Annotated in this window: 19 protein-coding genes; 5 read left to right on the plus strand and 14 right to left on the minus strand. The window is 71.9% G+C overall.

Annotated features, from left to right (window positions below; translation table 11 throughout):
- Positions 1 to 431: 431 nt before the first annotated feature.
- The 3 genes from AB0C35_RS33390 (at position 432) to AB0C35_RS33400 (ending at position 3,699) form a co-directional block, all read left to right on the plus strand.
- Complete coding sequence (locus AB0C35_RS33390; RefSeq protein ID WP_358464879.1) at positions 432 to 1,760, plus strand: transcriptional regulator; 1,329 nt, start codon at positions 432 to 434, stop codon at positions 1,758 to 1,760.
- Positions 1,761 to 2,127: 367 nt separating this feature from the next.
- Complete coding sequence (locus tag AB0C35_RS33395; RefSeq protein WP_358464882.1) at positions 2,128 to 3,312, plus strand: esterase-like activity of phytase family protein; 1,185 nt, start codon at positions 2,128 to 2,130, stop codon at positions 3,310 to 3,312.
- A 201-nt stretch (positions 3,313 to 3,513) separates the two neighbouring features.
- On the plus strand, positions 3,514 to 3,699 hold the full coding sequence (locus tag AB0C35_RS33400; protein ID WP_358464884.1) for a hypothetical protein: 186 nt from the start codon (positions 3,514 to 3,516) through the stop codon (positions 3,697 to 3,699).
- Positions 3,700 to 3,971: 272 nt separating this feature from the next.
- On the opposite strand, the gene hisC is transcribed toward AB0C35_RS33400, so the two are convergent.
- From hisC to AB0C35_RS33435, 7 genes are all read right to left on the minus strand, one after another.
- The gene (hisC, locus tag AB0C35_RS33405; RefSeq protein ID WP_358464887.1) at positions 3,972 to 5,051 is read right to left on the minus strand and encodes a histidinol-phosphate transaminase; all 1,080 of its coding nucleotides are present in this window, start codon (positions 5,049 to 5,051) and stop codon (positions 3,972 to 3,974) included.
- Between the two features lie 55 nt (positions 5,052 to 5,106).
- Entirely contained in the window at positions 5,107 to 5,388 is a 282-nt protein-coding gene (locus tag AB0C35_RS33410; protein WP_358464890.1) for a DUF6401 family natural product biosynthesis protein, read from the minus strand.
- Between the two features lie 49 nt (positions 5,389 to 5,437).
- The gene (locus AB0C35_RS33415; protein ID WP_358464893.1) at positions 5,438 to 6,115 is read right to left on the minus strand and encodes an NUDIX domain-containing protein; all 678 of its coding nucleotides are present in this window, start codon (positions 6,113 to 6,115) and stop codon (positions 5,438 to 5,440) included.
- Positions 6,116 to 6,479: 364 nt separating this feature from the next.
- The gene (locus AB0C35_RS33420) at positions 6,480 to 7,835 is read right to left on the minus strand and encodes an SPFH domain-containing protein (RefSeq protein WP_358464896.1); all 1,356 of its coding nucleotides are present in this window, start codon (positions 7,833 to 7,835) and stop codon (positions 6,480 to 6,482) included.
- Positions 7,836 to 7,924: 89 nt separating this feature from the next.
- Positions 7,925 to 8,128 (minus strand): hypothetical protein, encoded by a 204-nt coding sequence (locus AB0C35_RS33425; protein ID WP_358464899.1) that lies wholly within the window; start codon positions 8,126 to 8,128, stop codon positions 7,925 to 7,927.
- A gap of 746 nt (positions 8,129 to 8,874) precedes the next feature.
- The gene (locus tag AB0C35_RS33430) at positions 8,875 to 9,567 is read right to left on the minus strand and encodes a hypothetical protein (protein ID WP_358464902.1); all 693 of its coding nucleotides are present in this window, start codon (positions 9,565 to 9,567) and stop codon (positions 8,875 to 8,877) included.
- 84 nt (positions 9,568 to 9,651) lie between these two features.
- The gene (locus AB0C35_RS33435) at positions 9,652 to 10,323 is read right to left on the minus strand and encodes a lysophospholipid acyltransferase family protein (protein ID WP_358464905.1); all 672 of its coding nucleotides are present in this window, start codon (positions 10,321 to 10,323) and stop codon (positions 9,652 to 9,654) included.
- Positions 10,324 to 10,692: 369 nt separating this feature from the next.
- Here AB0C35_RS33435 and AB0C35_RS33440 point away from each other — a divergent pair, with 369 nt between their 5' ends.
- Positions 10,693 to 11,082: an STAS domain-containing protein gene (locus tag AB0C35_RS33440; protein WP_358464908.1), complete on the plus strand. Its 390-nt coding sequence runs from the start codon at positions 10,693 to 10,695 to the stop codon at positions 11,080 to 11,082.
- Position 11,083: 1 nt separating this feature from the next.
- Here the strand turns inward: AB0C35_RS33440 and AB0C35_RS33445 are convergent, their stop codons facing one another.
- From AB0C35_RS33445 to AB0C35_RS33470, 6 genes are all read right to left on the minus strand, one after another.
- Positions 11,084 to 11,911: a glutamate ABC transporter substrate-binding protein gene (locus tag AB0C35_RS33445; protein ID WP_358464911.1), complete on the minus strand. Its 828-nt coding sequence runs from the start codon at positions 11,909 to 11,911 to the stop codon at positions 11,084 to 11,086.
- A 13-nt stretch (positions 11,912 to 11,924) separates the two neighbouring features.
- The gene (locus tag AB0C35_RS33450; RefSeq protein ID WP_358464913.1) at positions 11,925 to 13,439 is read right to left on the minus strand and encodes a hypothetical protein; all 1,515 of its coding nucleotides are present in this window, start codon (positions 13,437 to 13,439) and stop codon (positions 11,925 to 11,927) included.
- On the minus strand, positions 13,436 to 14,194 hold the full coding sequence (locus AB0C35_RS33455) for an FHA domain-containing protein (RefSeq protein WP_358464916.1): 759 nt from the start codon (positions 14,192 to 14,194) through the stop codon (positions 13,436 to 13,438). The genes AB0C35_RS33450 and AB0C35_RS33455 overlap by 4 nt, the downstream gene beginning before the upstream one ends.
- Positions 14,195 to 14,199: 5 nt before the next feature.
- Positions 14,200 to 15,501: a VWA domain-containing protein gene (locus AB0C35_RS33460; RefSeq protein WP_358464919.1), complete on the minus strand. Its 1,302-nt coding sequence runs from the start codon at positions 15,499 to 15,501 to the stop codon at positions 14,200 to 14,202.
- Entirely contained in the window at positions 15,498 to 16,400 is a 903-nt protein-coding gene (locus AB0C35_RS33465) for a protein phosphatase 2C domain-containing protein (RefSeq protein WP_358464922.1), read from the minus strand. The genes AB0C35_RS33460 and AB0C35_RS33465 overlap by 4 nt, the downstream gene beginning before the upstream one ends.
- A gap of 332 nt (positions 16,401 to 16,732) precedes the next feature.
- Positions 16,733 to 18,787, minus strand: coding sequence for a tetratricopeptide repeat protein (locus AB0C35_RS33470; RefSeq protein ID WP_358464993.1), 2,055 nt, complete (start codon positions 18,785 to 18,787; stop codon positions 16,733 to 16,735).
- On the opposite strand from AB0C35_RS33470, the gene AB0C35_RS33475 reads away from it, so the two are divergent.
- Positions 18,723 to 19,064: a hypothetical protein gene (locus AB0C35_RS33475; protein WP_358464996.1), complete on the plus strand. Its 342-nt coding sequence runs from the start codon at positions 18,723 to 18,725 to the stop codon at positions 19,062 to 19,064. The genes AB0C35_RS33470 and AB0C35_RS33475 overlap by 65 nt on opposite strands.
- Positions 19,065 to 19,401: 337 nt before the next feature.
- Here the strand turns inward: AB0C35_RS33475 and AB0C35_RS33480 are convergent, their stop codons facing one another.
- On the minus strand, positions 19,402 to 20,616 hold the full coding sequence (locus AB0C35_RS33480; RefSeq protein WP_358464925.1) for a hypothetical protein: 1,215 nt from the start codon (positions 20,614 to 20,616) through the stop codon (positions 19,402 to 19,404).
- Positions 20,617 to 20,945 lie beyond the last annotated feature (329 nt).

Below are 20,945 nucleotides of genomic sequence, written 5' to 3' on the forward strand. Positions count from 1 at the left end.
CAGTGCGCGACGGCGTCAGGAGAGGCCCCTAGACGTGTTTTCGGGTCTTGTTTTTCAACTTCGGACGCCCGAAGATGCAGGATCAAGGCTGGCCGAATGGTGACAAATTACTGACCAGGGGGTCCCGTAGGTTACTTTTTCGCCGCACTCTTGATTCGACTTCGCGTCTGGGCGTCACACAACGTCGCCCTGACCCGATCTTCCAGCAGAGAGCTCTCTTCCAGGGTGGACGGGGGCCGCGGGGAAGCAGCACTCTTCCACCTCCAGATGGTGGGTGGGGGCTGCGGGAAGGCGAATCGCACGGGAACTGCGGTGCTGGGTCAGAAGGCAGGGCGACAAGCCATGAGTCAACCGTTGGGCGGAGCGTGCGCGAACGCGTGGTCGGGGTCGGACCCCCGCCGAGAGGATGGACCGGAAGCGAGCGATCATCGATGACGGCCGCACGAACGGGGTCGGTCACCCCCGACCTCACAATCGGTGTCGTAGGCCCGCATGACCTGGTCGAAAGGGTCATGCTCATGGGCCACGGCCCCACACCCGTACCGAGCCGGCTGGTCGCCGCCGCATACCGAGACGAACAGGAGGCGGCCGACAAGGTCGTGCGGCTGGGCTCGGGCGTGGACGTGTGCCTGTTCGCCAGCCCGGTCCCCTACGACTTCGCACGCAAGGCGGGCGTGCTCACCATGCCCGCGACCTACGTCCCGCTGAACGGCGCCGCCCTGCAGGGCGCGCTGCTGCGGGCGTCCCTCGACGAACGCTTCGACCCGGCCAGGGTGAGCATCGACGTGCTCGGCCGCGCCGAGGTCGAGGAGGCGTACTCCGAGATCAGCCTGGGCACCGAGCAGGTGCATCTCCGCGAAGAGGCGGCGGGCCCCGGCACGCTCGCCGCCTTCCACGAGCGGCTGTGGCGGCGCGGCGCGACGACGGTCGCGATGACCTGCGTGCACGCCACCGCGGAACGGATGGAGATGGCCGGCGTGCCGACCCTCCGCGTCCGCCCGACCGGCGCGGCCATCCGCAGCTCCCTGCAGACGGCGGCGCTGCTCGGCGCCCACCACCGGCTGGAGGAGTCGCAGCTCGTCGTGGTGCTGGTGGACGTGCCGACGCTGCGCGAGACACCGCGCCGCGTCACCCCGCGCTACTGGCGGGACGAACTGAAGCTCGCGCTGCACCGTGTGCTGCTTCAGGAGGCGCACAGGATGAACGCGTCGGTGTGGCCGCTGGACGACCACAGCTATCTCGTCATCGCGACGCGCGGCTCGGTCACCGCATCCACCGAGGGGTTCCGGACGCCGCCGTTCGTCGAACGCGTCCGCGAGGAACTCGGTCTCGCGATCGAGGTCGGCATCGGCATGGGCCGCACCGCGCACGAGGCGGAGAACCACGCCCGCGCCGCCCTGGCCCGTTCGCAGAGCTCCCAGCGGGCACAGGGCTTCGCCCTGGACCGCGACGGCCGCGCCCTCGTCCCCGCACCGCGCACACCGCCGCGCACACCGCCACAGGCCAAGCCCAAGGGCCTGGAGATCCTCGCGCGCCTCGCCGACAAGCTCGGCGACCAGGAGCAACCACTGATCGTGGACGCGGAGAACGCCGGCAAGATGCTGGGCGTCACCCCCCGCACCGCCCGCCGCCTCCTGCGCACCCTCGTCGAAGAGGGCCTCGCCTGGCCGCTCCCCCCCAACCGGACCCCGCAACCCGGCCGCCCCCGCCAGCTCTACCGCCTGATCGTCGAAAAGCTCGGCCCCGCCAAGACCACCTGACCTCAAAGGGAATCGGCGACGAAGAAGCCCCGGGCACCGCCCGGGGCTTCTGTTGCTCATAGGTCCAGCTCGCCCGCCGAGACCCCATGACAACCGATTCCTGTGGGGCTCTTACCTCATTTCGCCAGGTCAGCGATGAACCGCAGCGTATCGGCGATCCACAGCGATCACGACAGCGGGTTCTCCGACAGCTTCTGAGTGTGGGGTGGGCCTCACCACCACAGACAGATACAGTAAGTAATTGAATGACCTCATTCAGTAGCCATCCGTGCAGCCTCGGAACCGGGTCAACACCTTCACGAGCGCGGCCGCGGATTCACCGACCCGCGCCAATCGGTCTTGGCGCCGACCTCTGAAGGAGATATCAGTGACCGGCTTGCGAACATTGCTTGCGGCCCTGGTCGCGGTGACGGGTGGCCTCGGCGCCACCGCCGCGCAACCCGCCGCGGGGGCCGCATCGGCGGACGCCTCGGCCCGCGCCGCCTCCGCTCCGACCACCGTTCAGATCACCCGTTTCCTCGGCGAGCAGCGCTTGCCGCACATGATGCGCCTGGATGGAACCGTCGTCGGCGGCATCTCGGGGTTCGACCGGGACCCCGCAAGCGGCACCTGGTACTTCATCTCCGATGACCGATGGCGCTACGACCCCGCCCGCTTCTACACCGGAACCCTGCAGTTCGACCCGCGCACCGGGCGGTTCACCGCAGTACGCCTGACCCGCGCCGTCACTCTGCGCCGCCCCGACCGCGGCCCCTACCCCGGCTACGGCAAGCCCGGCTCCGCCGACCCCGAATCGGTCCGCTTCGACCCGCGCAGCGGTCGGCTGCTGTGGGCCAGCGAGGGCGACCGCCCCACCCCGGCCAAGCCCGACATCCCGATCTCCGGGCAGTTCCTGCGCTGGAGCGACCGCGACGGCGGCTACCGCGGCGACCTGCACCTGCCCGCCGGCCTGCGGCTCACCGGCACCGACCGCGGTCCCCGCCGCAACCAGGGAATCGAGGGCCTGGCCTTGGCCCGGCACACCATCGCCGCCGCCATCGAAGGCCCGCGCCACGAGGACGGCCCGCCCCCCACCGTCCGCCACGGCGCCCCCGTCCGGATCACCACCTGGACTCGCCACGGCACCATCCGCGGCCAATACGCCTACCCGCTCGACCGGCTGCCCGCCGCGCCCGACCCGCCCGACGGCGACTTCGAGACCGGGATCTCCGAGATCCTGGCCGTCGACGACCACCGGTATCTGGCCCTGGAACGCTCCTGGATCCAAGGCGTGGGGTACAAGGTCAAGCTGTATGAGTTCGACCTGCGCGGCGCCACCAACGTCCTCGGACGCGGCAGCCTGACCACCGGCCGATACCACCCGGTCCGCAAACGCCTGGTCCTGGACCTGAGTACCGTCCGCAGCCCCGTGCAGAACCTCGAGGGCTTCGCCTGGGGGCCCCGGCTGGCCACCGGCGAATGCACTCTGATCATCGGCTCCGACGACAACTTCGACGCCTTCGGCACCGGTGAGGTCAACCAGTTCCTCGCCTTCGCCACCCGCACCTGCTGAACCGGCATTCCCTCCCCGCCCGGCCCCAGGACCGGGCGGGGATCTCAACGCAGACCACGGGACGTCGTCTGTCTCCCGCGCCTCAAGGATCACCATGATCTCCCTGTTGTTCTTCACCCGCTCGGCTCTCGCCGACCAGAACCGGATCCGGGACAAGCGGGGAGATCGTCGTGCGTACCGCACGATAGACACAAGCGTTCCGTGCCCTCGATCGCTCAGCGGTCCAGCTCACCGCCTGAGACCCCGCGTACGAACGCGCGCCACTCGCTAGGCCCGAACTGGAGCTGGCAGGGGACGCGCATCGACCCTGACGTCGTGCTCGCCGAGGCCCGCCGCCTGCTTCCCGGCGTGACGGCATGGGCAGGCGAGTACACCGGCTCCTACTGAGCCCTGCTCGACAACGAGCTACACGAGTTCAAGGACCCCTACCCGCTGATCACCTACATGGTCGCACGCCTGTCCCCGCCGCCTCGTCCATCACCCCAGCCACCCCGCCAGAACCGCTCCAAAGCGGCTCTGACCGCGCCGAATCCCCCGTGGGGAGGTATGACCATCCAGCCGCACTGTTCGACTTTCCACAAGGCGATGGCGGCGGCTCCTCGCAGGAATCCGGCGGCTCCTCCTCCGCCAGGGGGATGTGGTCCGGTGACACTGAGGCTTCAGTGGCGGTGGGGGAAGATCTTGGCTACGGCCAGGAAGGCGTCGTTCTCCTCGGGGGAGCCGATTGAGATGCGGGCGCCTTCGCCGTCGAAGGGGCGGACGCTCACTCCCTGGGCGTCGCAGGCGGCGGAGAACTCCATCGTCCGGTCGCCGAGGCGGAGCCAGACGAAGTTGGCCTCCGTCACCGGGACCGTCCAGCCGTCGGCGAGCAGCGCGCCGCGGACCCGGTCGCGTTCCTTCACCGTGCCCTCGACGCGTTCCAGCAGCTCATCGGTCGCCTCCAGCGACGCGATGCCCGCCGCCTGCGCGACGGAGTTCACGCTGAACGGCAGGAACGTCTTGCGGATCGCGCCGGCCACCAGCGGGTGCGCGACGAGGAACCCGATGCGCAGGCCGGCGAGCCCGTACGCCTTGGAGAACGTCCGCAGGACCGCCAGGTTCGGGCGGTCGCCGTACAGCGTGAGGCCGTCGGGGACCTCGTCGTCGCGGATGTACTCGCGGTACGCCTCGTCCAGCACGACCAGGCAGTCGGCGGGGACGCGGTCGAGGAACGCCTCCAGTTCCGCGCGGCGGACGACGGTGCCCGTGGGGTTGTTCGGGTTGCAGACGAAGACCAGCCGCGTCCGCTCGGTGATCGCGTCGGCCATCGCGACGAGATCGTGCGTCTCGTCCCGCAGCGGCACCTGGACGCCCGTCGCGCCCGACAGCGACACCAGCAGCGGATACGCCTCGAAGGACCGCCACGCGTACACGACCTCGGCGCCCGGCTCGGCGACGGCCTCCAGGAGCATCTGGGTCACCCCGACAGAACCGCAGCCCACCGCGACATGGTCGGCGGGGACACCGCAGAACGACGCGATCGCGTCGGTCAGAGCGGTGGCGTTGTTGTCGGGGTAGCGGTTGACGTTCCTCGCCGCCTCGCCGATCGCGTCCACGACCGACGGGAGCGGGCCGTGCGGCGACTCGTTCGACGACAGCTTGAACGAGCGGCCCTCGGGCGACACCACGACCTTGCCGGGCTTGTAAGCCACGAACCGGTCGAGGACGGAGCGGAAGCGCGGAGTGGTTGCCTCGGACACCGTTGTCCTCCAGATTGCACAGGGGTGATGGGCCCAGCCTACGCAGCGCCCTGCTTCACCCGGTACGCCGCAGCATCCAGCAGACCGCCACGATGCGGACGAACTCCCAGTCGTGCGTGTCCTCCGGCCACCAGCCCCGCCTGAAGGCGTCCTCGGCGAATCTCCGCAGGTACCTCATCAGCTCTTTTTCGCCGGGATGCCCGAGTTCCTCCCGAAGGCTGGCGACATGCTGGTCGACCGCCGCCGCCAGCCCCGGGGAACCGGCCATCTCCGCGACGCCGGCCTCCCCGATGTCCCTGACCAGCAGGCCGAGCGCCTCGGGCGTGTCACCGTCCATAGCGTGCGAAACTAGCAACCGCCCAGCGACGCCGTGAAATCACCCCTGGTCAAGAAACCCGGGGACGCAGCATCGGCGGGCGCAGCTGCTCCGCGTCGCCGCGCCGGTACAGCCGCGCCGGGCGGCCGCCGTCCCGCGTCGTCGTCCGGTCCGTGGGGATCAGGAACCTGTCGGCGCCGGTGACCTTCCGGTGGAAGTTCCGCGGGTCGAGACTCGTCCCCCACACGATCTCGTACACGCGGCGCAGCTCCGCGACGGTGAACTCGGGCGGGCAGAACGCGGCGGCCAGCGACGTGTACTCCAACTTGGCACGCGCCCGCTCCATCCCGTCGCACAGGATCCGCCGGTGGTCGAACGCGGCCCGGTCGTGGTGGACGAGATCGTCCGCGACCGTCCACAGCACCTGCGCGCGGCTCGACGCGGGCAGATCCGGCGCAAGCCCCAGGTACGCGACGCTGACCACCCGCTGCCGGGGATCGCGGTCGGGATACCCGTAGGTCGCGAGCTGCTCCAGGTGGATCCGGACGTCCGCGAGACCCGCCCGCTCCGCCATCAGCCGGGACGCGGCGGCAGGCAGATCCTCATCGAGCTGGATGAACCCGCCCGGCAGCGACCACGCCCCCTCGTACGGCGCCCGATCACGCCGCCACCGCAGGGCGCACAGGCGCTGCTCCCGCACGGTGAGCACGACAAGATCGACGGAAACGGCAAGCCGCGGCACGGACATGAGAACGAACTTAGCTGTTGCTAGCCCAGGGGGGGCGACCCCCCTGGAACCCCCCGTTGCGAGCCGGTCGATCCTCGCGCCACGGTTTCGCTTAGTTGTGACCCTGCAGGTTTGTGACGTGGCGCTGCGGTCGCCCGGCTCGTCGGGTTGTGCGACCTCCGGCGCCTGGGGCGCCTACGGCCGCACAACCCGTGCTCCGGTGGCTGAGGTTCAACCTGCCCGGGGCGGGCTACCGGCGACCCGTTACTCCGGTGGCCCGCTCCGGGCCAACCCGCCCGGGACCGGCCCCGCCGGCAACCTGTACTCCGATGGCCGGGGGTTCAAGCTGCCCGGGGGTTCAAGCTGCCCGGGGCGTGGCCGGGGGTCAGTTTTCCTTGGGGAGGTCTTCCTTGGGGGACTCGACGGGGACGGGGGCGACGGCCGGGGTGGAGCCGTTCTGGCCATGACCGTTCTGGACGTTCATGTTGCCGAGCAGCTGGCGGGCCAGGCCGAGGCCGGTGCCGCCCAGCGTGAGGGCCTTGGCGAGCATGTCCTCGATGCCCTGGGCGCCGTTGAGCACGACCATGTTGTCGACGTTGCCGAACACGCCGGCGCCCGCCTCGACGATCTGCGGCCACTGCTCGGCGAGCTGCTGGGCGATGACGGCGTCGGTGTTCTCGGCCAGCGCCACCGCGCGGGCCTTGATCGCCTCGGCCTCGGCGAGACCCTTCTGCCGGATCGCGTCCGCCTCGGCCTCACCGAGGATCCGGATGGCCTCCGACTCGCGCTGCGCCTTCAGCTGCACCTCGGTCGCCGCGGCCTGCGCGTAGGAGATGCGCTCCTCGCGCTCGGCCTCGGCCAGCTTGACCTGCTCGTACGCCTTGGCGTCGGCGGGCTTGCGGATCTCGCTCTCCAGCCGCTTCTCGGTCCGCTCGGCCTCGAGCTCGGCGTTGCGGGTCTCCTTGAGGATGACCTCCTGGCGGGCCTGCTGCGCGGCCTGCTGCACCTGGCCCTCGTACTCGGCCTTCTTCATCTCGGTGTCGCGGATGACGGCGGCGTTCTGCCGCTCGGTCTCCTGCTCGCGCTCGGTGGCCTCCTGGTTGCGCTCGGCCTCGGCGATGCGGGCGGCGGCGGCGACCTTGGCGGCGTGCGGGCGTCCGAGGTTGGTGATGTAGCCGGTCTCGTCGTCGATCTCCTGGATCTGCAGCGAGTCCACGATCAGGCCGAGCTTGCTCATCTCGTCGGCGGCGGAGCCGCGGGTCTCGGACGTGAGGCGCTCGCGGTTGAGGATGAGGTCCTCGACGGTCAGGTTGCCGATTATCGAGCGGAGGTGGCCGGTGAACAGCTCGTGGATCGCCCCGTCCATCGACTTCTGCTGCTCCAGGAAGCGGCGCGCGGCGTTGGCGATCGAGACCAGGTCGTCCCCGACCTTGTAGATGACCACGCCGCGGACCTTGACCGGGATGCCCTGCTGCGTCACGCAGTTCACTTCGAGGTTCGAAGCGCGGCTGTCGAGCCGCAGCCTGCGGGACGTCTGGAAGCCGGGCAGCACGGCGGTGCCCTTACCGGTCACGATCTTGAATCCGAGGCTGTCCAGGCCGTTGATCGGCTTGGACTTGGCGCCGAGCCCGGAGATGATCAGTGCCTCGTTCGGTTCGGCAACACGCCAGACCAGCTTGAACAAGACGATCAACACGATGAATGCCGCGACGGCGGCGATCGCCACGACGAGCACGGGCATACGGACTCCTCTTCACTTGTGGGGCGGCCGTCCGAGGGGCGGGCGCCGCAGAGTTTCCCAGTAGACGCAGGAAACGGGCGTTCGGTTCATTACTGGCCTAGTGCGGCCGCCACGTACACCGTGCGGGGCGGGTGGTACTCGACCACCACCACGATCATCCCGACGATCATCTCGTCGCGCGGATCGACGGGATGGGCGTAGAACGCCTCCACCCCGCCGCGAACGGGGATCATCACTTCCCCGACCAGACCGGGACCGATCCTGCCGGTGACCCGGCCCTCCTTGCCGATCAAAGAGAACTCCCGTGGTCGACTCGCCCGGAGCCGATCTCCGCCGCGTATACCGAACGTTATCCCGTGTGCCCACCCCCAGCAGCCCAACCCCCACCACCACAGCCCGCAACCCCGCACCCAGACACGCCCCACCACCGACCACAGCCCCCGACGGTCAGAGACGCCGGGAGACGCCCAGGCCGACCCCGCCACCGAAAACCGACCGACCATCATGGGATGCACCCCCCGCCCCCCAGCAGCCTGAACCCCAACCACCAGAGCACGGAATGCCGGTGCGGCCCACCCCCGGCAGCTCGAACCTCAGCCACCGGAGCACCCGACGAGCCGCGCGACCGCAGCGCCACGCCACCAACCGAGACCGAGGACCGACCGTCATGGGCTGCGCCCGCCCTCGGCAGCTTGAACCCCACCCCCCGGAGCGCAGGTTGCCTGTAGCCCGCTCCCGGCAGGTTGAACCCCCGCCACCTGAGCACGGGCTACCGGTGGCCCGGCCCCGGGCAGGTTGAAGCTCAGCCACCGGAGCACGGGTTGTGCGGCCGGAGGCGCCCCAGGCGCCGGAGGCCGCACAACCCGACGAGCCGGGCGACCGCAGCGCCACGACACCAACCGAAACGGTCACAACAAACCGACACCGTGGCGTGAGGATCGACCGGCTCGTGACGGGGGTGTGGGGGTCGCCCCCCACATGACAAAGCGTGAGGATCGACCGGCTCGCAACGGGGGTGTGGGGGTCGCCCCCCACATGGCTAAGGCAGGATGCGGTCCGCCTGGGCCAAAGAGTTGCGGGCTAGGCGTTCGGCTTCGGTGCGGGTGGCTTGGGGGCCGTAGACGGTGACGGTGGCCAGGTAGTGGCGGCCTCGGAATACGACGTACCAGGTGCGGGTCGCGGTGTTGCCGGTGGTGGTGGAGACGCCCACGGTGCGGGAGCCTTCGCCTATTTCGCCCTTCGGCGACTCCACTACGCGGTGCTGTGACCACTGGGAGCCGACCTTGGTGCGGAACTTCAGGCAGCCGGTGGGGATGCGGGCGTTGACCTGCTTCTCGGCGTCGGCGGCCGGCATGCCCATCAGGGTTTCGGTGACGGTCTGTCCCCGCTTGGCGAAGGTGACGAGCGCCGCGGGGGCGTCGGCGGGGACGGCGCCGCCGGGACGGCCCGTCCCGCAGCGGGGTTTGTCCAGTTGGGCGGCGCGCTGGAGCCTGGCGGCGTTCTGGATGGCCTTGAGCGTGCCGTAGGAGCCCGAGTCGGGCTCGCCGGCCTTCTGGTAGCCGGGGATCTCGGTGAGGAGCGCCTGGGCGAGTTGGTCGGAGGTGTAGCCGACGCCGGCCACCTCGGCGGGGGCGGTGCCGTGGACGGGGCGGGCGCGTTCGCCGGCGCCGCCGCATGCGGACACCGCGGCGGCCGTCGACAGCAGCATGATCGGGAGGAGCCTGTGCGCCATGGCGGTGACCTTACGGCGCAGAGGGTGCGAGACGCCCCGGACGACACGCGTTCGGGGCGAACCGGCCCGAACGTCCGGGTCGGCTCAGCCCTGCTCGGCTCGTTCGTTGTACTCGGCGGCGTACTCCTGGCCGGACAGCTTCTGGATCGTCTCGACGATCTCGTCGGTGATGGCGCGCCGGGCCTTGGCGGGCGGCAGGTCGCCGTAGTGGGAGAAGTCCATCGGGGGGCCGATCCGCACGGTGGGGCGGGGGCCGAAGACGCGCGGCATGGACGCGCCGAGCGGCTGGATCTTCTCGGTGCCCTCCAGCGCGACGGGCAGGACGCGGGCGCCGGACTCCAGGACGAGCCAGCCGACGCCGGTGCGGCCGCGGTAGAGCCGTCCGTCGGGGGAGCGGGTGCCCTCCGGGTAGATCGCGAAGGCGCCGGCGTTGTCGAGGACCTCGGCGGCCTGCTCCAGCGCGCCCATCGCGGCGCGGCGGGCGCCGCGCCGGACGGGGACGTGGCCGAGGTTGGTGAGGAACCAGCGGACGAAGCGCTTCTTGAGCCCGCCGCCCTCGAAGTAGTCCGCCTTGGCGATGTAGGTGACCGGCCGCGGCACCGCCAGGGGGATGATGAAGCTGTCGATGAACGACAGGTGGTTGCTGGCCACGATGAGCGGCCCGTAGCTCGGCACGTTCTCCCCGCCCACGACCCGCGGACGGAAAAGCAGCCAGAGGATCGGACGCACCACGCGCGTCATGAACGTGTAGAACATCCAGCCTCCCGAATTCGCCACCGACACTGTAACGTCTGCGCCGATCCGGGCCCGAGTCAGCGCCCGCCTTTCCCTCCGCCGGTCGGGTCAGGAATTGCCCAAGCGCAGGTCAAGGCCGGTCCGAGTGACCTTATTCGCCATTTCTTACTAATCAGTAAGTTTCTCTTCGGTAAGTTATTGGCCCGTTTCCGGGAGGTCCCGGGACGCGGCCGGACGCTCCGGACGATCCGTCGGGTAGGGTCTACACCGGAGACCGGACGGCCGTCTCGGGCATGTTACGGTCCGGGGCACCGCCGGGCGACCTGGTCCTTATCCCGGGAAGTGCTTGGAATGCGGGCACGGGTGCGCAATCCTGAGGAGTCACCTGAGATGGCCGGGGACCACCGGATGGGGCGTGAGGTGACCATGGACTTCGACATCAACCTGATGCGCGACGACCGGTGCACTCTCGTGCGCGTGCACGGCGACATCGACGTGGTGTCCCGCACGCGCTTCGAGCAGACCCTGTTCGAGGTCGTGGACTCCGGCGAACCCCTGGTCGTCGACATGCGCGAGGTCACGTTCTGCGACTCCACGGGCCTGAACGCGCTCGTCGCCGCCAACCGCCGCGCCGGTGAGCGCGGCACCTCCGTCGCCCTCGTCGCGCTGCCGCCGCGCGTCCAGCGGGTCTTCCGCATCACCGGGATCGACAAGTTCATCCCGATCTACGACACCCTCCGCGAAGCCATCGTCGCCCTCCCCACCACCACCAGGCCCTGACTCAGGTACATCCCTCGAACTGGGGGACGTGGGTGTTCAGCTTGAGGCCCGAGTCGCCGAACCACTTGTTCAGCAGGCTCGCGGCCGTCCCGTCCTGGTACATGCTGGTGATGGCGCGGTTGACGACCTCGCAGCCCTTCAGGTCGCCCTTCTTGAGGCCGACGCCGTACTTCTCGTCCGTGAACGGCGCGTTGATCATGCGGCCGGGGCGGCCGGCGGCGAACCCGGCGAGGATCAGGTCGTCGGTCGACACGGCGTCGAGCCTCCCGGCGGCGAGCGCGTCCATGCAGGCGCCGTAGGTGCCGACGGTGACCGGCTTCGCGGCGACCTTGCGCTCCTCGATGACGCGGCGCCAGGAGTTGGAGCCCGTCACCTCGCAGATCCGCTTGCCCTTGAGGTCCCGCACGTCGTTGATGGACGCGGCGTCGGCGCGGACGAAGGTGTCCTGGTGCGCGACGTAGTACGGGCCGGCGAAGGTCACCTTCATCTTGCGCCGCGGCGTGATCGAGTACGTCGCGACGATCATGTCGACGGTGCCGTCGGCCAGCGCCTCCTCGCGGACGGACGAGTTCGTCGTCCGGAACGTGATGCGGTCCTTCGGGACGCCCATCCTCCCCGCGATGTAGGTGGCGACGTCGACGTCGAAGCCCTCGTAGGTGCCGTCCGGGCGTTTCACGCCGAGGGCGGGCTGGTCCTCCTTCACGCCGATGACGAGGGAGTCCTTGTCGGCGACGGTCTCCTCCTCGGTGCCGCCGAGGCCGCAGGCCGACAGGCCGGTCGCGGCGGCCAGGAACGCGGCGGCCGCGGCGATGGCACGGGTGGCGCGCATGCTCGTCTCCCTTTCAGCGGAACTCGGCCAGCCGGGGGCGGACCCCCGCGAGGATCAGCAGGGCGATGACGGCGGCGCCGCCCGCCGGCACGGCGTTCCAGCCGCGCAGCCCGCCGTCGGCGTCGGCGATCGCCTCGTCGAACGCGTCCTGGTGGACGGCCGTCAGCTCGCTCAGCGCCTTGTCGTAGGCGCCGAAGTCGCTGATCGCGTTGGACGTGCGGCCCATCCGCACGTCGACGGCCGCGGCCCGGTCCCCCGACGACGCGAGCTGCCGCATCCGCGCGTCGTGGCGCTGGACGATCCGGTACGCCTGGAGGGTCTTCTGCAGCGCGTCGGCCTCGCGGCCCTGTTCGACCGTGCGCGCCTCGTCGCCGAAGAAGCCGAGGAACGGGACGTCGTCCTGGCCGGACTTGAAGGAGCCGAGCGTCCCCTCGAGCCCCGCGTAGTAGTTCTCCAGGTTCACCGGCTTGTCGCCGAGGTCCGGGTAGATCACCGACAGCGACTTGTCGAGGTAGGTCTGCTCGTAGGTGTCGGCGCGTCCCGGGTCGAGGAGGTAGCGGCTCTCGTCGGCGAACGCGCTGTGGCTGATCGCGCGGGCCCGGGACAGCTGCAGGATCGAGTCGAAGCCGTCCTCCTTGGCCTTCCTCATGTGCCCCGCCTGGGCGGTCAGCAGGCCCGCCCCCACGGCGGTGAGGGCCAGCGCGGCGAGCGTCGCCAGCACCAGCGGGACGTTCAGGACGCGGCGGAACGTCCGCGCGAGGTAGAGCTGCGTGGCGATCAGCAGCAGCAGCACGAGCAGGCCGGTCACCGCGACCCACGTGCGTCCCGCCAGCACCGCCGAGCGTTTCGTCTCGTACTGTTGCCGGACCTGCGCGCCCGTGTCGAGCGTGATGTTGTACGCCTTGGGCAGTAGTTGGAGCTTCATCAGGTCGGTCGCCTCCCGGTAGGCGTCGACGACCTCCTGCGGCAGTTCCCCCGGCGGATGGTCGGCCTGCGCGTCGAGTTCCATGGCGCGCCCGACGAGCCGCTCGTACTTGCCGAGGCCGTCCAGCACCTCCTGGACGGTGCGCCGCAGCGCCGGGTCGCTGCCGGCGAGCTGCGCGGCCTGCACCGCGGCCGCGTCGGCCTCCGCGCGGCGCCGCTCGTACACCTTCAGCGACTCGTCGTAGCCGATGCCGAGGTCGTGGTCGCGGCCGATGAGCAGGATGTTGGAGACCTGCGCGTCCATGTCGCTGAGCGCGAAGTACAGGGTGCCCGTCGCGACGACCTGCGGGCCCGCGTCCTCGCCGATCGTCTGGACGGAGTCGCGCGCGTTCCCGATCGCCACGGTCAGGACGGCCAGCAGCGCCAGGATGGCCGCGAGGCACAGGACGACGTGCGTGCCGATGCGGCCCGGGATCGTCCGGAGCCACCGTCCGCGCACGAACGTCCGCAGGCGTCCCGCGCGGGGCGTCCCGGTCTCCGCGGGCGGCCCGGGCGCCGGGGAGGGCGGGCCGGCCGACGAGCTTCGGGGCGGAGTCATCGTCATGGCGGGCCTTCCTGCAGGGACAGCGTGATCGTCGTCCAGGCGCCGACGTGGATGCGGTCGCCGTCGGCCATCGGCACCGGCGTGTTCACGCCGATCGGGTCCGTTCCGCCGTTGACCGTGGTGCCGTTGGTCGAACCGGGGTCGACGAGGTTCCAGGTGCCGTCCGGCTGGGCGAGCAGGACGGCGTGCAGGTGCGAGACGCCGGGGTCCTCGGGGGGCGCGCTGAGGTCGATCTCCGGGAGGATCGCGCGGGACGTGCTGCGCCGCCCGATCCGGACCTGGTCGCCGATCAGCGGGACGCGGCGCTCCAGGCTGTACGGCGGGAACTTCAGCCCCGCCGCGTCCGGCCCCATCTGCGCGATCACGGTGTCGAAGTATTCGCGGTCGGCGACGATCAGCGCCGACGGGCCCGGCGGGGTGAGCCGCGGGCTGCTCGTCCGCTGCGACGGCACCAGCGGCCTCGGCCGGGGGGCGGGCAGCTGGGCGGTGTGGAGGGCGCCGGTCTCGAAGTCGTACCCGTCGACCTCGCAGAAACGTCCGGAGCGGGGCGTGTCGCAGTGCGGGCACGTGGAGGACGCGGTCTTGCCCGGCCCCGCCTCCGGCCCGGCCGCCGGTGCGGGGTCAGGCGTGGGGTCAGGCGTGGGCGCGGGGGCGGGCGCGGCGAACTCGGCGCGCTTCGCGCCGTCCATGAGGTCGCCGCACACGTCGCAGTAGTCGGCGGCCTCGGACGTGTGCCCGCTCGGGCAGACCGGCATGAGCCTCAGCCTCCTCGCGCCTCGTCGCCGTGGCGGGTCCGCACCGTCCGGACGGAACGGGTGTCGAGCGACATCTCGTCCGCCTTGGACACCTCCCGCTTCAGCCGCACGGTGCCGCGCACCGGGTCGATGACGTCGACGACCCGGTCCAGCAGGCCGGAGATCTGCTCGTTGCCGACCTCCCGCGCCAGCACCACCGCCCGTCCGAGCCTGGCCGTCGCGGTGTCCTCGTCGCCCTCCCGCCTGGCCTCAAGGCCCTCCTGGATGGCGTCGGCCAGTTCCGACTGCCCGGTGTGGTGCGCGACCCGCCCGTTGATCCGCGTCGACCTGGCCTCGTCGTCGGTCCACTCGGCCAGGACGTTCCCGGACGCGAGGACCTCGTCACCGGCGATGAGCTTCACCCAGGCGGCCCGCATCTGCCGCCCCACGTCGCCGGGCTGCACCTCGACGCACACGTGGTATTCGCGGTTCTCGTCGCCCCACGCGCCCAGCGGATAGTCGCCCGTCTGCTTCCCGGACTCGACGCGCCTGCCGGTCAGGTCCTCCACGGCGGGCACCATCTGCTTGATGAACCGCAGCTCCGCCTGCTGCGGCGTCCACACGCGCAGCGACACGTCCGCGACCTCCTTGCTCATCGCGGCCTGCGTCATCGCGAGGAAGTCGGCCTCCAGGTCCGCCGGGTCGGGGACGTCGAGGAACCCGCCCAGCAGTGCCGAGGTGATCTTGCGGACCTCGGCGACGTCCCAGTCGGTGCCGACGCCGCGCGCGTCGCACTGGAAGTTCCCCGAGCACCGCCGCAGCGCCGCGTCCAGTTCCTCGGCCGGCTCGTGCTGGTTCTTGCCGTCGGTGAGCAGGATCGCGTGCTTGACGGCGTCCTCGTAGCCGGTGAACAGCCGGTCGGCGAGCAGCAGCCACGACCCGATCGCCGTGCCGCCGGCCGCCTCCAGCCGTCCCACCGCCTGCGCGGCGCTCCGCCGGGACGTGTCGTTGGCCTCGGCGAGCCGCTCCCCCTGCGGGTAGATCATGCGGGGCTGGTTCGCGCCCGCGACCACGGCGAACCGCACCCCGTCGCGCAGCACGTTCACCGCCGCACGCGCCGCACGTTTCGCGGCGGCCATCTTGCCCCGGTACGACATCGACCCCGACGTGTCGATGATGATGATCTCCGCGGCGGGCGCCCGCCCGGCGCCCGTCCCCCCGCCGGACGAGCGCGCCTCCACGGTCACGATCGCGTGCATCTCCCGTCCACCGTCCGGGAGGAAGGGGTTCTGGTCCACGCGGACCGTGAACTCGGGGAAATCGCTCATCTGCCCGGCTCCCTGTTCGGTTCTGGCGGCGGACAGGGGAGCACCGCCACCGTGACGTTGTCGTGCCCGCCCGCGTCGAGCGCGGCCCGCAGCAGCCTCCGCGCCACGTCGAGCGGCCAGCCCGCACCATACGCACCGCCCGGACCGTCCGCGCCGTCCAGTGCCACGGCCGCGAGGTCGGCGGCCTCGGGCAGGTGGTTCCACAATCCGTCGCTGCACAGCAGCACGACTCCCGGGGCGGCGGGCCGGAATGACGCGAGGCGCGGCTCGACCGCGCCCGCGTCCGCGCCCAGCCATGCCGTCAGCAGGTGCGCCCGCCGGTCCGCCCACGCGTCCGCCGCGCCCATCTCCCCGCGCTCGACCATCTCCGCGGCCCACGAGTCGTCCCGCGTGAGCAAGCGCGGAGCGCTGTCATACGGGCCCCCGGCCGACAGCCAGTACGCCCGGCTGTCCCCGATCCACCCGACGGTGACGTCCGGCCCGTCGACGACGGCGGAGACGAAGGTGCACGCGGGCGCGGACTCCGGGTCCTCGGCGAGCCTCGTCACGACCTCGCCCGCCCGTGCCGCCGCCTCGCGTGTGGCATCCCGCGCGTCCATGCCCAGGGAGACGCGTCCCGCCAGGACGGCGGCCGCGGCGTCGGCGGCCAGCCGCGACGCCTCCTCCGACCCCGGTGCGGTGGCGACGCCGTCGCACACCACCGCACACGCCCCGGCGGGCAGCGCCGCGAGCGCGAACGCGTCCTCGTTCCGGCCGCGCCGCAGCCCGAGGTCGCTCACCGCCGCCGCGAACCCGCCCAGCTCCGCCTCGACATGCTCCCGCCCGCTCGGCTGCCGGAATCCGCACTCCTCGCAGTACCCGTCCCCGCCGACGGCCCCGCCCCCGCAATCCGCACACACACCCACCCCGAACGCACCCCGCCCGCCGGACGGCCCTCCCGCCCCCAACAGAGGACTCCCCCCAGCCACGGTGTTCGCCCCAGGCGCAGGGGTCGCCACAGGGGAAGGGGGTGTTTCGGGGGTGGGGTGGGTGATCTGTGCCTTCGGCGGAGGGGGTGCAGGGTTCGGGGGTTGGGGGGTGTGCGGGGGGAACGTTATTTCGGGGGGTGGGAACCGGTGGCCGGTCGTCGGGTCCGGGCGGCCGCATTTCTCGCAGAAGCGGTCGTGTTCGTGGACGGGCTCGCCGCAGGTTCGGCAGAGCCCGATGTGGGTGTGCTGGTCCGCGTTCATCGTCAGAACAGCGTCCTCGGGCGTACCGCGTTGGCCCGTTTGACCATCGCGTGCCGGTGCTCGGTGCCGTCGGCGAGTTTGGCGAGGACGCGGTAGGTCTCCTCCAGCTTCGCGCGGAGCGACGCCTCGTCCAGGTCGGTGCCGAGGATCTGCCGGCGCGAACCCGGCGGTGCCGGCGCGCGGTCGGCACGAACCCAGGTCAGGGCGGCCTCCAGCACCTCGGCGGCGAACGCGGCGGTGCGTTCGGTGTCGAGGCGCAGGGACGACAGGCGCCGGCCGGCCTCGACGAGCGCGGCGGCGTTCAGCTCACCGGGACGGCGGCCCCGGACGGCGGTGGCGATGGCGGCGAGCTGCGCGGCGAGGTAGTGGCTGGAGACGCGGGGAACCGAGTCCAGCACGCGTTCGGCGGCCTGCCGGTCACCGGCGGCGAGACGGGCGCGGGCCAGGCCGAACACGGCGCTCACGTGGGTGGGGTCGGTGCGCCAGACCGTCTCGTAGAAGCGGTCGGCTTGTGCCATGTCGCCCAGGATCTCGTGGCAGAAGGCGAGCGCGAGCTTGGGCGCCTGCTCGCCCGGGGCCAGGTCGTACAGCTCGTTGAAGATGGCCACCGCCAATGCGCCGCGATCGGCGGCGAGGGCGCGGACGCCGTGGTACCAGTCGACGCGCCAGTCGTCGGGGGCCTCGGCGGCGATCTCTTCGAGGAGCCGTGCGGCGCCGTCCGGGTCGCCCAGCTCGATCCGGACCCGGACCAGCGCGAGGCGGACCTCCCGGGACGCAACCGGCGCGGCGCTCAGCGCTGCCGCCAGGTCGCCCGGGTCGCGGGCGGTGAGCCCGGCCAGGAACGCGGCGGCCGGGTCCGAGCCGTACACGAGCGGGACGGGCAGAGCCGCCGCGGCGGCGGGCGGCTCCAGCGGCGCGAGGATGGGCGGGGCCGCGCCGTTCGCCCGGTCGCCGTCCCGGTCGGCCACCCCGATGATCTCGGCGCCGGCGGTGTGCTGCTCGGCGCCGAACAGCGGCGACGGCGCGGGCCGCGGGCGCCCGTCCTCGGCCGACAGCACCTCGCGCAGGACGCCGGTGAGCTGCTCGGCCATCTCGGCGGCGCTCTGGAAGCGGCGGGCCGGGTCCGGGTGCGTGGCGCGGCGCAGCAGCCGGTGGTACGACTCGTGCCGCTGGAAGAGCGGCACCTCCTCGCGGGGCGGCAGGCTGCGCAGATGCCGTCCGGTGTAGCCGCGGAACGGGAAGCTCAGCACGGCCAGCGTCCGGCCCACGGTGTACAGGTCGGACGTGACCGACGGTCCCAGCGAGCCGATCTCGGGGGCCTGGTAGCCGGGCGTACCGAAGATCGGGCTGTCGACGTCGAACGCGCGGCGCACCCCGCCGAGGTCGATCAGCTTGAGCTGCTCCTCGGACTGGATGGCGTTGTCCGGCTTGAAGTCGCAGTACAGGAGGCCGACCCCGTGCAGGTAGCCGAGGGCGCTCAGCACCTCGAGCCCGTACGCGATCACCTGGGGAAGGGGGAGCGCCGCCTGGTCGCCGTAGTCCCGGCGGGTGCTCAGCAGGATGTCCTTCAGCGACCGGCCGCCGACGTACTCCATCACGATGTAGCCGGAGTCGTCGTGCCGGACGAAGTTGTAGATCTTGACGATGTTGGGGTGCTCGACCTCGGCGAGGAACGCGCGCTCGGCGGTCGCGGCGGCCAGCGAGTCGGCGTCCCCGGTGTCCAGCAGGCCCTTGAGGACGACCCACCGCTCGCTGACGTTGTGGTCGCGGGCGAGGTAGACCCAGCCGAGCCCGCCGTGCGCCAGGCAGCCGAGCACCTCGTACTGGCCGCCGAGCACCTCGCCGGCCCGCAGCTTCGGCGTGAACGAGAACGGGTGCCCGCAGTTGCGGCAGAAGCCCTCGGTGCGGCCGGGACGCCCGCCCCGGCTCCGCCCGACCTTCTCGTCGCACCGGCTGCAGTAGCGCCGGTTCTCCGGCACCTCCGGCGTCTCCATGATCGCCGAGGCGGGATCGCGGGCGGGGACGGGCGGCACCTCGACGAGCCCGGCGCCGAGCATCCCGCGCCTGCTGGCGCCGCTGGAGCCCGTCCCCCGGGTCCCGCCGCGCGACGCCGTCCGCCCGGACCCGACCGTGCCCCGCCCGCTGCCCACCGTCCCGCCGGACGACGAGCCGGGCCCGCTCGAACGGGACGGGGCGGACGGACCGGACGAGCCGGACGACCCGGACGTGCCCGACGAGCCCGGCTGCCTGGTGGTCGGGGGCGCGACGGGGGTCCGCGTCGTCACCGCGGCACCCGCCTGCGGCGGGCCGACGGGGGCCGGCGGGGGCATGTGAGGACCGGACGGCGCGGTCGGCCGCGCGGGCGGCGCCGACCGGGCGGGCTGCGGAGCCGGGGTGCCGGGCATCGGTCCCCGCGGCGGCCGCACAGACTCCGCAGACTCCGCCGGCTGTGCTGATTGTGCGGGCTGTGCTGATTGCGCGGGCTGCGCCGACTGGGCGGATTGTGCGGGCTGCGGTGATCGTTCGGGCTGGGCGGGTTGCGCTGTCCGCGCGGGTTGCGGAGGTTGTGCCGCCGGGGCGGGGGCGGGGTCCGCGACCGGGGCCATCCCGCAGACGTCGCAGAAGCCGTCGGCCTCCACCTCGCCGGTGCAGCCGGGCTGGGTGCATCGGTTCATCGCCGGGTCCCCGTCTCGCTCTCGCACGCCCTGATCGCTCGCTGGTACTCCGCGAGCACCATGGTCGCCCTCCGCAGGTCGCAGGGCGCCGTCCACAGCACGTCGCGGGCCTCGCCGTACAGCACGGCGAGCCGCTCGTCCTCGACCACGCCCAGCCGCGCGGCCTTGGCCAGGTACGCCTCCAGGCGCCCGCGCAACTCGCCCCGCCGGTCGAGCAGACCGGCACTGAGACGCAGGTCGCCGCGCGCCCGTTCCAGCGCCTCGTCGGCGGCGCGTTCGAGCTCGGCGAACCGTCCGGCCATCTCCACCCAGCGGCCCGCCTCGCGCAGCCGTTCCAGGGCGGTGAGCCGGTCGCGGAGCGCGATGCCCAGCCCCCGCGACGGTTCGGGAAGATTCGGCGAAAGGATCTTGGTGAGGGCCATCGCGTGGGCCTCCCAGGCACGCCGCTCCGTCCCCTCGATCTCCTCGATGGACGCGGTGACCCGCGCGACGTGGTCCGCGTAGTCGTCGCGCATCCGGGCGACGCCGGCCAGCTCGTCGTCCAGCGCGGTCAGGACGGCGCGGACGCGGTCGAGGCGGGTGGTGTCGGCGCCGCCGTCCCGGACGAGCGACAGCGGGTCGGTGCGGATGACGCGGCCGAGCGCGGTCAGCTCACGCCCGACCCGGTCCAGCTCGGGGTGCCGGGTGCCGTCGAGGGAGTGCGCCAGCCGGGCCGTCTCCCGCCAGCCCTCCTCCACCTCTTCGAGCGGCAGCAGCAGCGCCGTCCAAGCCGCGTCGGCGGCGGCGACCTCGCCCGCGACGAACTCGTACGCCTCGCACATCATCGCGACCGCGTCGTCCAGCGTCACCCGCCGCTCCTGCGGGCCGAGCAGCGTGCGCTCGCGCAGCGGGATCTCCCCGTCGGGCAGCTCCACCGACGCCCCCGACAGCAGGCCCGACAGCTCGACCAGCGTCGCCATGTCGGGACGCGACGACCGTCCGCGCAGCTCCGACGCGGTGTCCAGGACGCGCTGGTAGGCGTCGAACAGCGCCCACAGCCCCGCCATGACGGCCTTCGCCTCCTCCCAGCGGCGCCACGTCTCACCGGTGAGGCGGGCGCCCTCCAGGAGCCGGCTGCCGTCGTGGCCGTCGAGTTCGAGAAGCGACGCCGAGATGCGGTCGCGCTCCTGCCGGAGGCTCCTCAGGGCATGGTCGACGCCTTCACGGCTCATGGGCGCGGCGGCCCCGGGCCCGCTCTGGTCCAACGTCTGCCCCGCGATCGCTCTCCTACGGTCCCCCCGAGCATGCCCGTCGCACCGGTCTGGGAGCACGGACCGGTCCACTATCGGACGTACGCTCTCATACAAGTGTGATCCGTGACACTAGCCGAAACAAGCGTCTTTCTCTCCCGGACGGGCCGCGTCGGGCACGTCCGGCCGGGACGGTTCGCCAAGCCGACCCGTACCCTGTGCACCGGGAACCTCGTTGTCAGTGGTGACGTTACGAGAGGTAGCACGTCTACGAGAGGAGTGGTGAGTCCGCAGTGTCGGACCCCAGTCAT

This window comes from Spirillospora sp. NPDC048819, assembly GCF_040650055.1.
Classification (GTDB): Bacteria; Actinomycetota; Actinomycetes; order Streptosporangiales; family Streptosporangiaceae; genus Spirillospora.

Bases quoted from the DNA above. Each gene is read 5' to 3' on its own strand.
- AB0C35_RS33390 (WP_358464879.1), top strand. From the start codon at position 432: ATGACGGCCGCACGAACGGGGTCGGTCACCCCCGACCTCACAATCGGT.
- AB0C35_RS33410 (WP_358464890.1), bottom strand. From the start codon at position 5,388: ATGGACGGTGACACGCCCGAGGCGCTCGGCCTGCTGGTCAGGGACATC.
- AB0C35_RS33415 (WP_358464893.1), bottom strand. From the start codon at position 6,115: ATGTCCGTGCCGCGGCTTGCCGTTTCCGTCGATCTTGTCGTGCTCACC.
- AB0C35_RS33420 (WP_358464896.1), bottom strand. From the start codon at position 7,835: ATGCCCGTGCTCGTCGTGGCGATCGCCGCCGTCGCGGCATTCATCGTG.
- AB0C35_RS33430 (WP_358464902.1), bottom strand. From the start codon at position 9,567: ATGGCGCACAGGCTCCTCCCGATCATGCTGCTGTCGACGGCCGCCGCG.
- AB0C35_RS33435 (WP_358464905.1), bottom strand. From the start codon at position 10,323: ATGTTCTACACGTTCATGACGCGCGTGGTGCGTCCGATCCTCTGGCTG.
- AB0C35_RS33440 (WP_358464908.1), top strand. From the start codon at position 10,693: ATGGCCGGGGACCACCGGATGGGGCGTGAGGTGACCATGGACTTCGAC.
- AB0C35_RS33445 (WP_358464911.1), bottom strand. From the start codon at position 11,911: ATGCGCGCCACCCGTGCCATCGCCGCGGCCGCCGCGTTCCTGGCCGCC.
- AB0C35_RS33450 (WP_358464913.1), bottom strand. From the start codon at position 13,439: ATGACGATGACTCCGCCCCGAAGCTCGTCGGCCGGCCCGCCCTCCCCG.
- AB0C35_RS33455 (WP_358464916.1), bottom strand. From the start codon at position 14,194: ATGCCGGTCTGCCCGAGCGGGCACACGTCCGAGGCCGCCGACTACTGC.
- AB0C35_RS33460 (WP_358464919.1), bottom strand. From the start codon at position 15,501: ATGAGCGATTTCCCCGAGTTCACGGTCCGCGTGGACCAGAACCCCTTC.
- AB0C35_RS33475 (WP_358464996.1), top strand. From the start codon at position 18,723: ATGATCGCCGAGGCGGGATCGCGGGCGGGGACGGGCGGCACCTCGACG.
- AB0C35_RS33470 (WP_358464993.1), bottom strand. From the start codon at position 18,787: ATGCTCGGCGCCGGGCTCGTCGAGGTGCCGCCCGTCCCCGCCCGCGAT.
- AB0C35_RS33480 (WP_358464925.1), bottom strand. From the start codon at position 20,616: ATGAGCCGTGAAGGCGTCGACCATGCCCTGAGGAGCCTCCGGCAGGAG.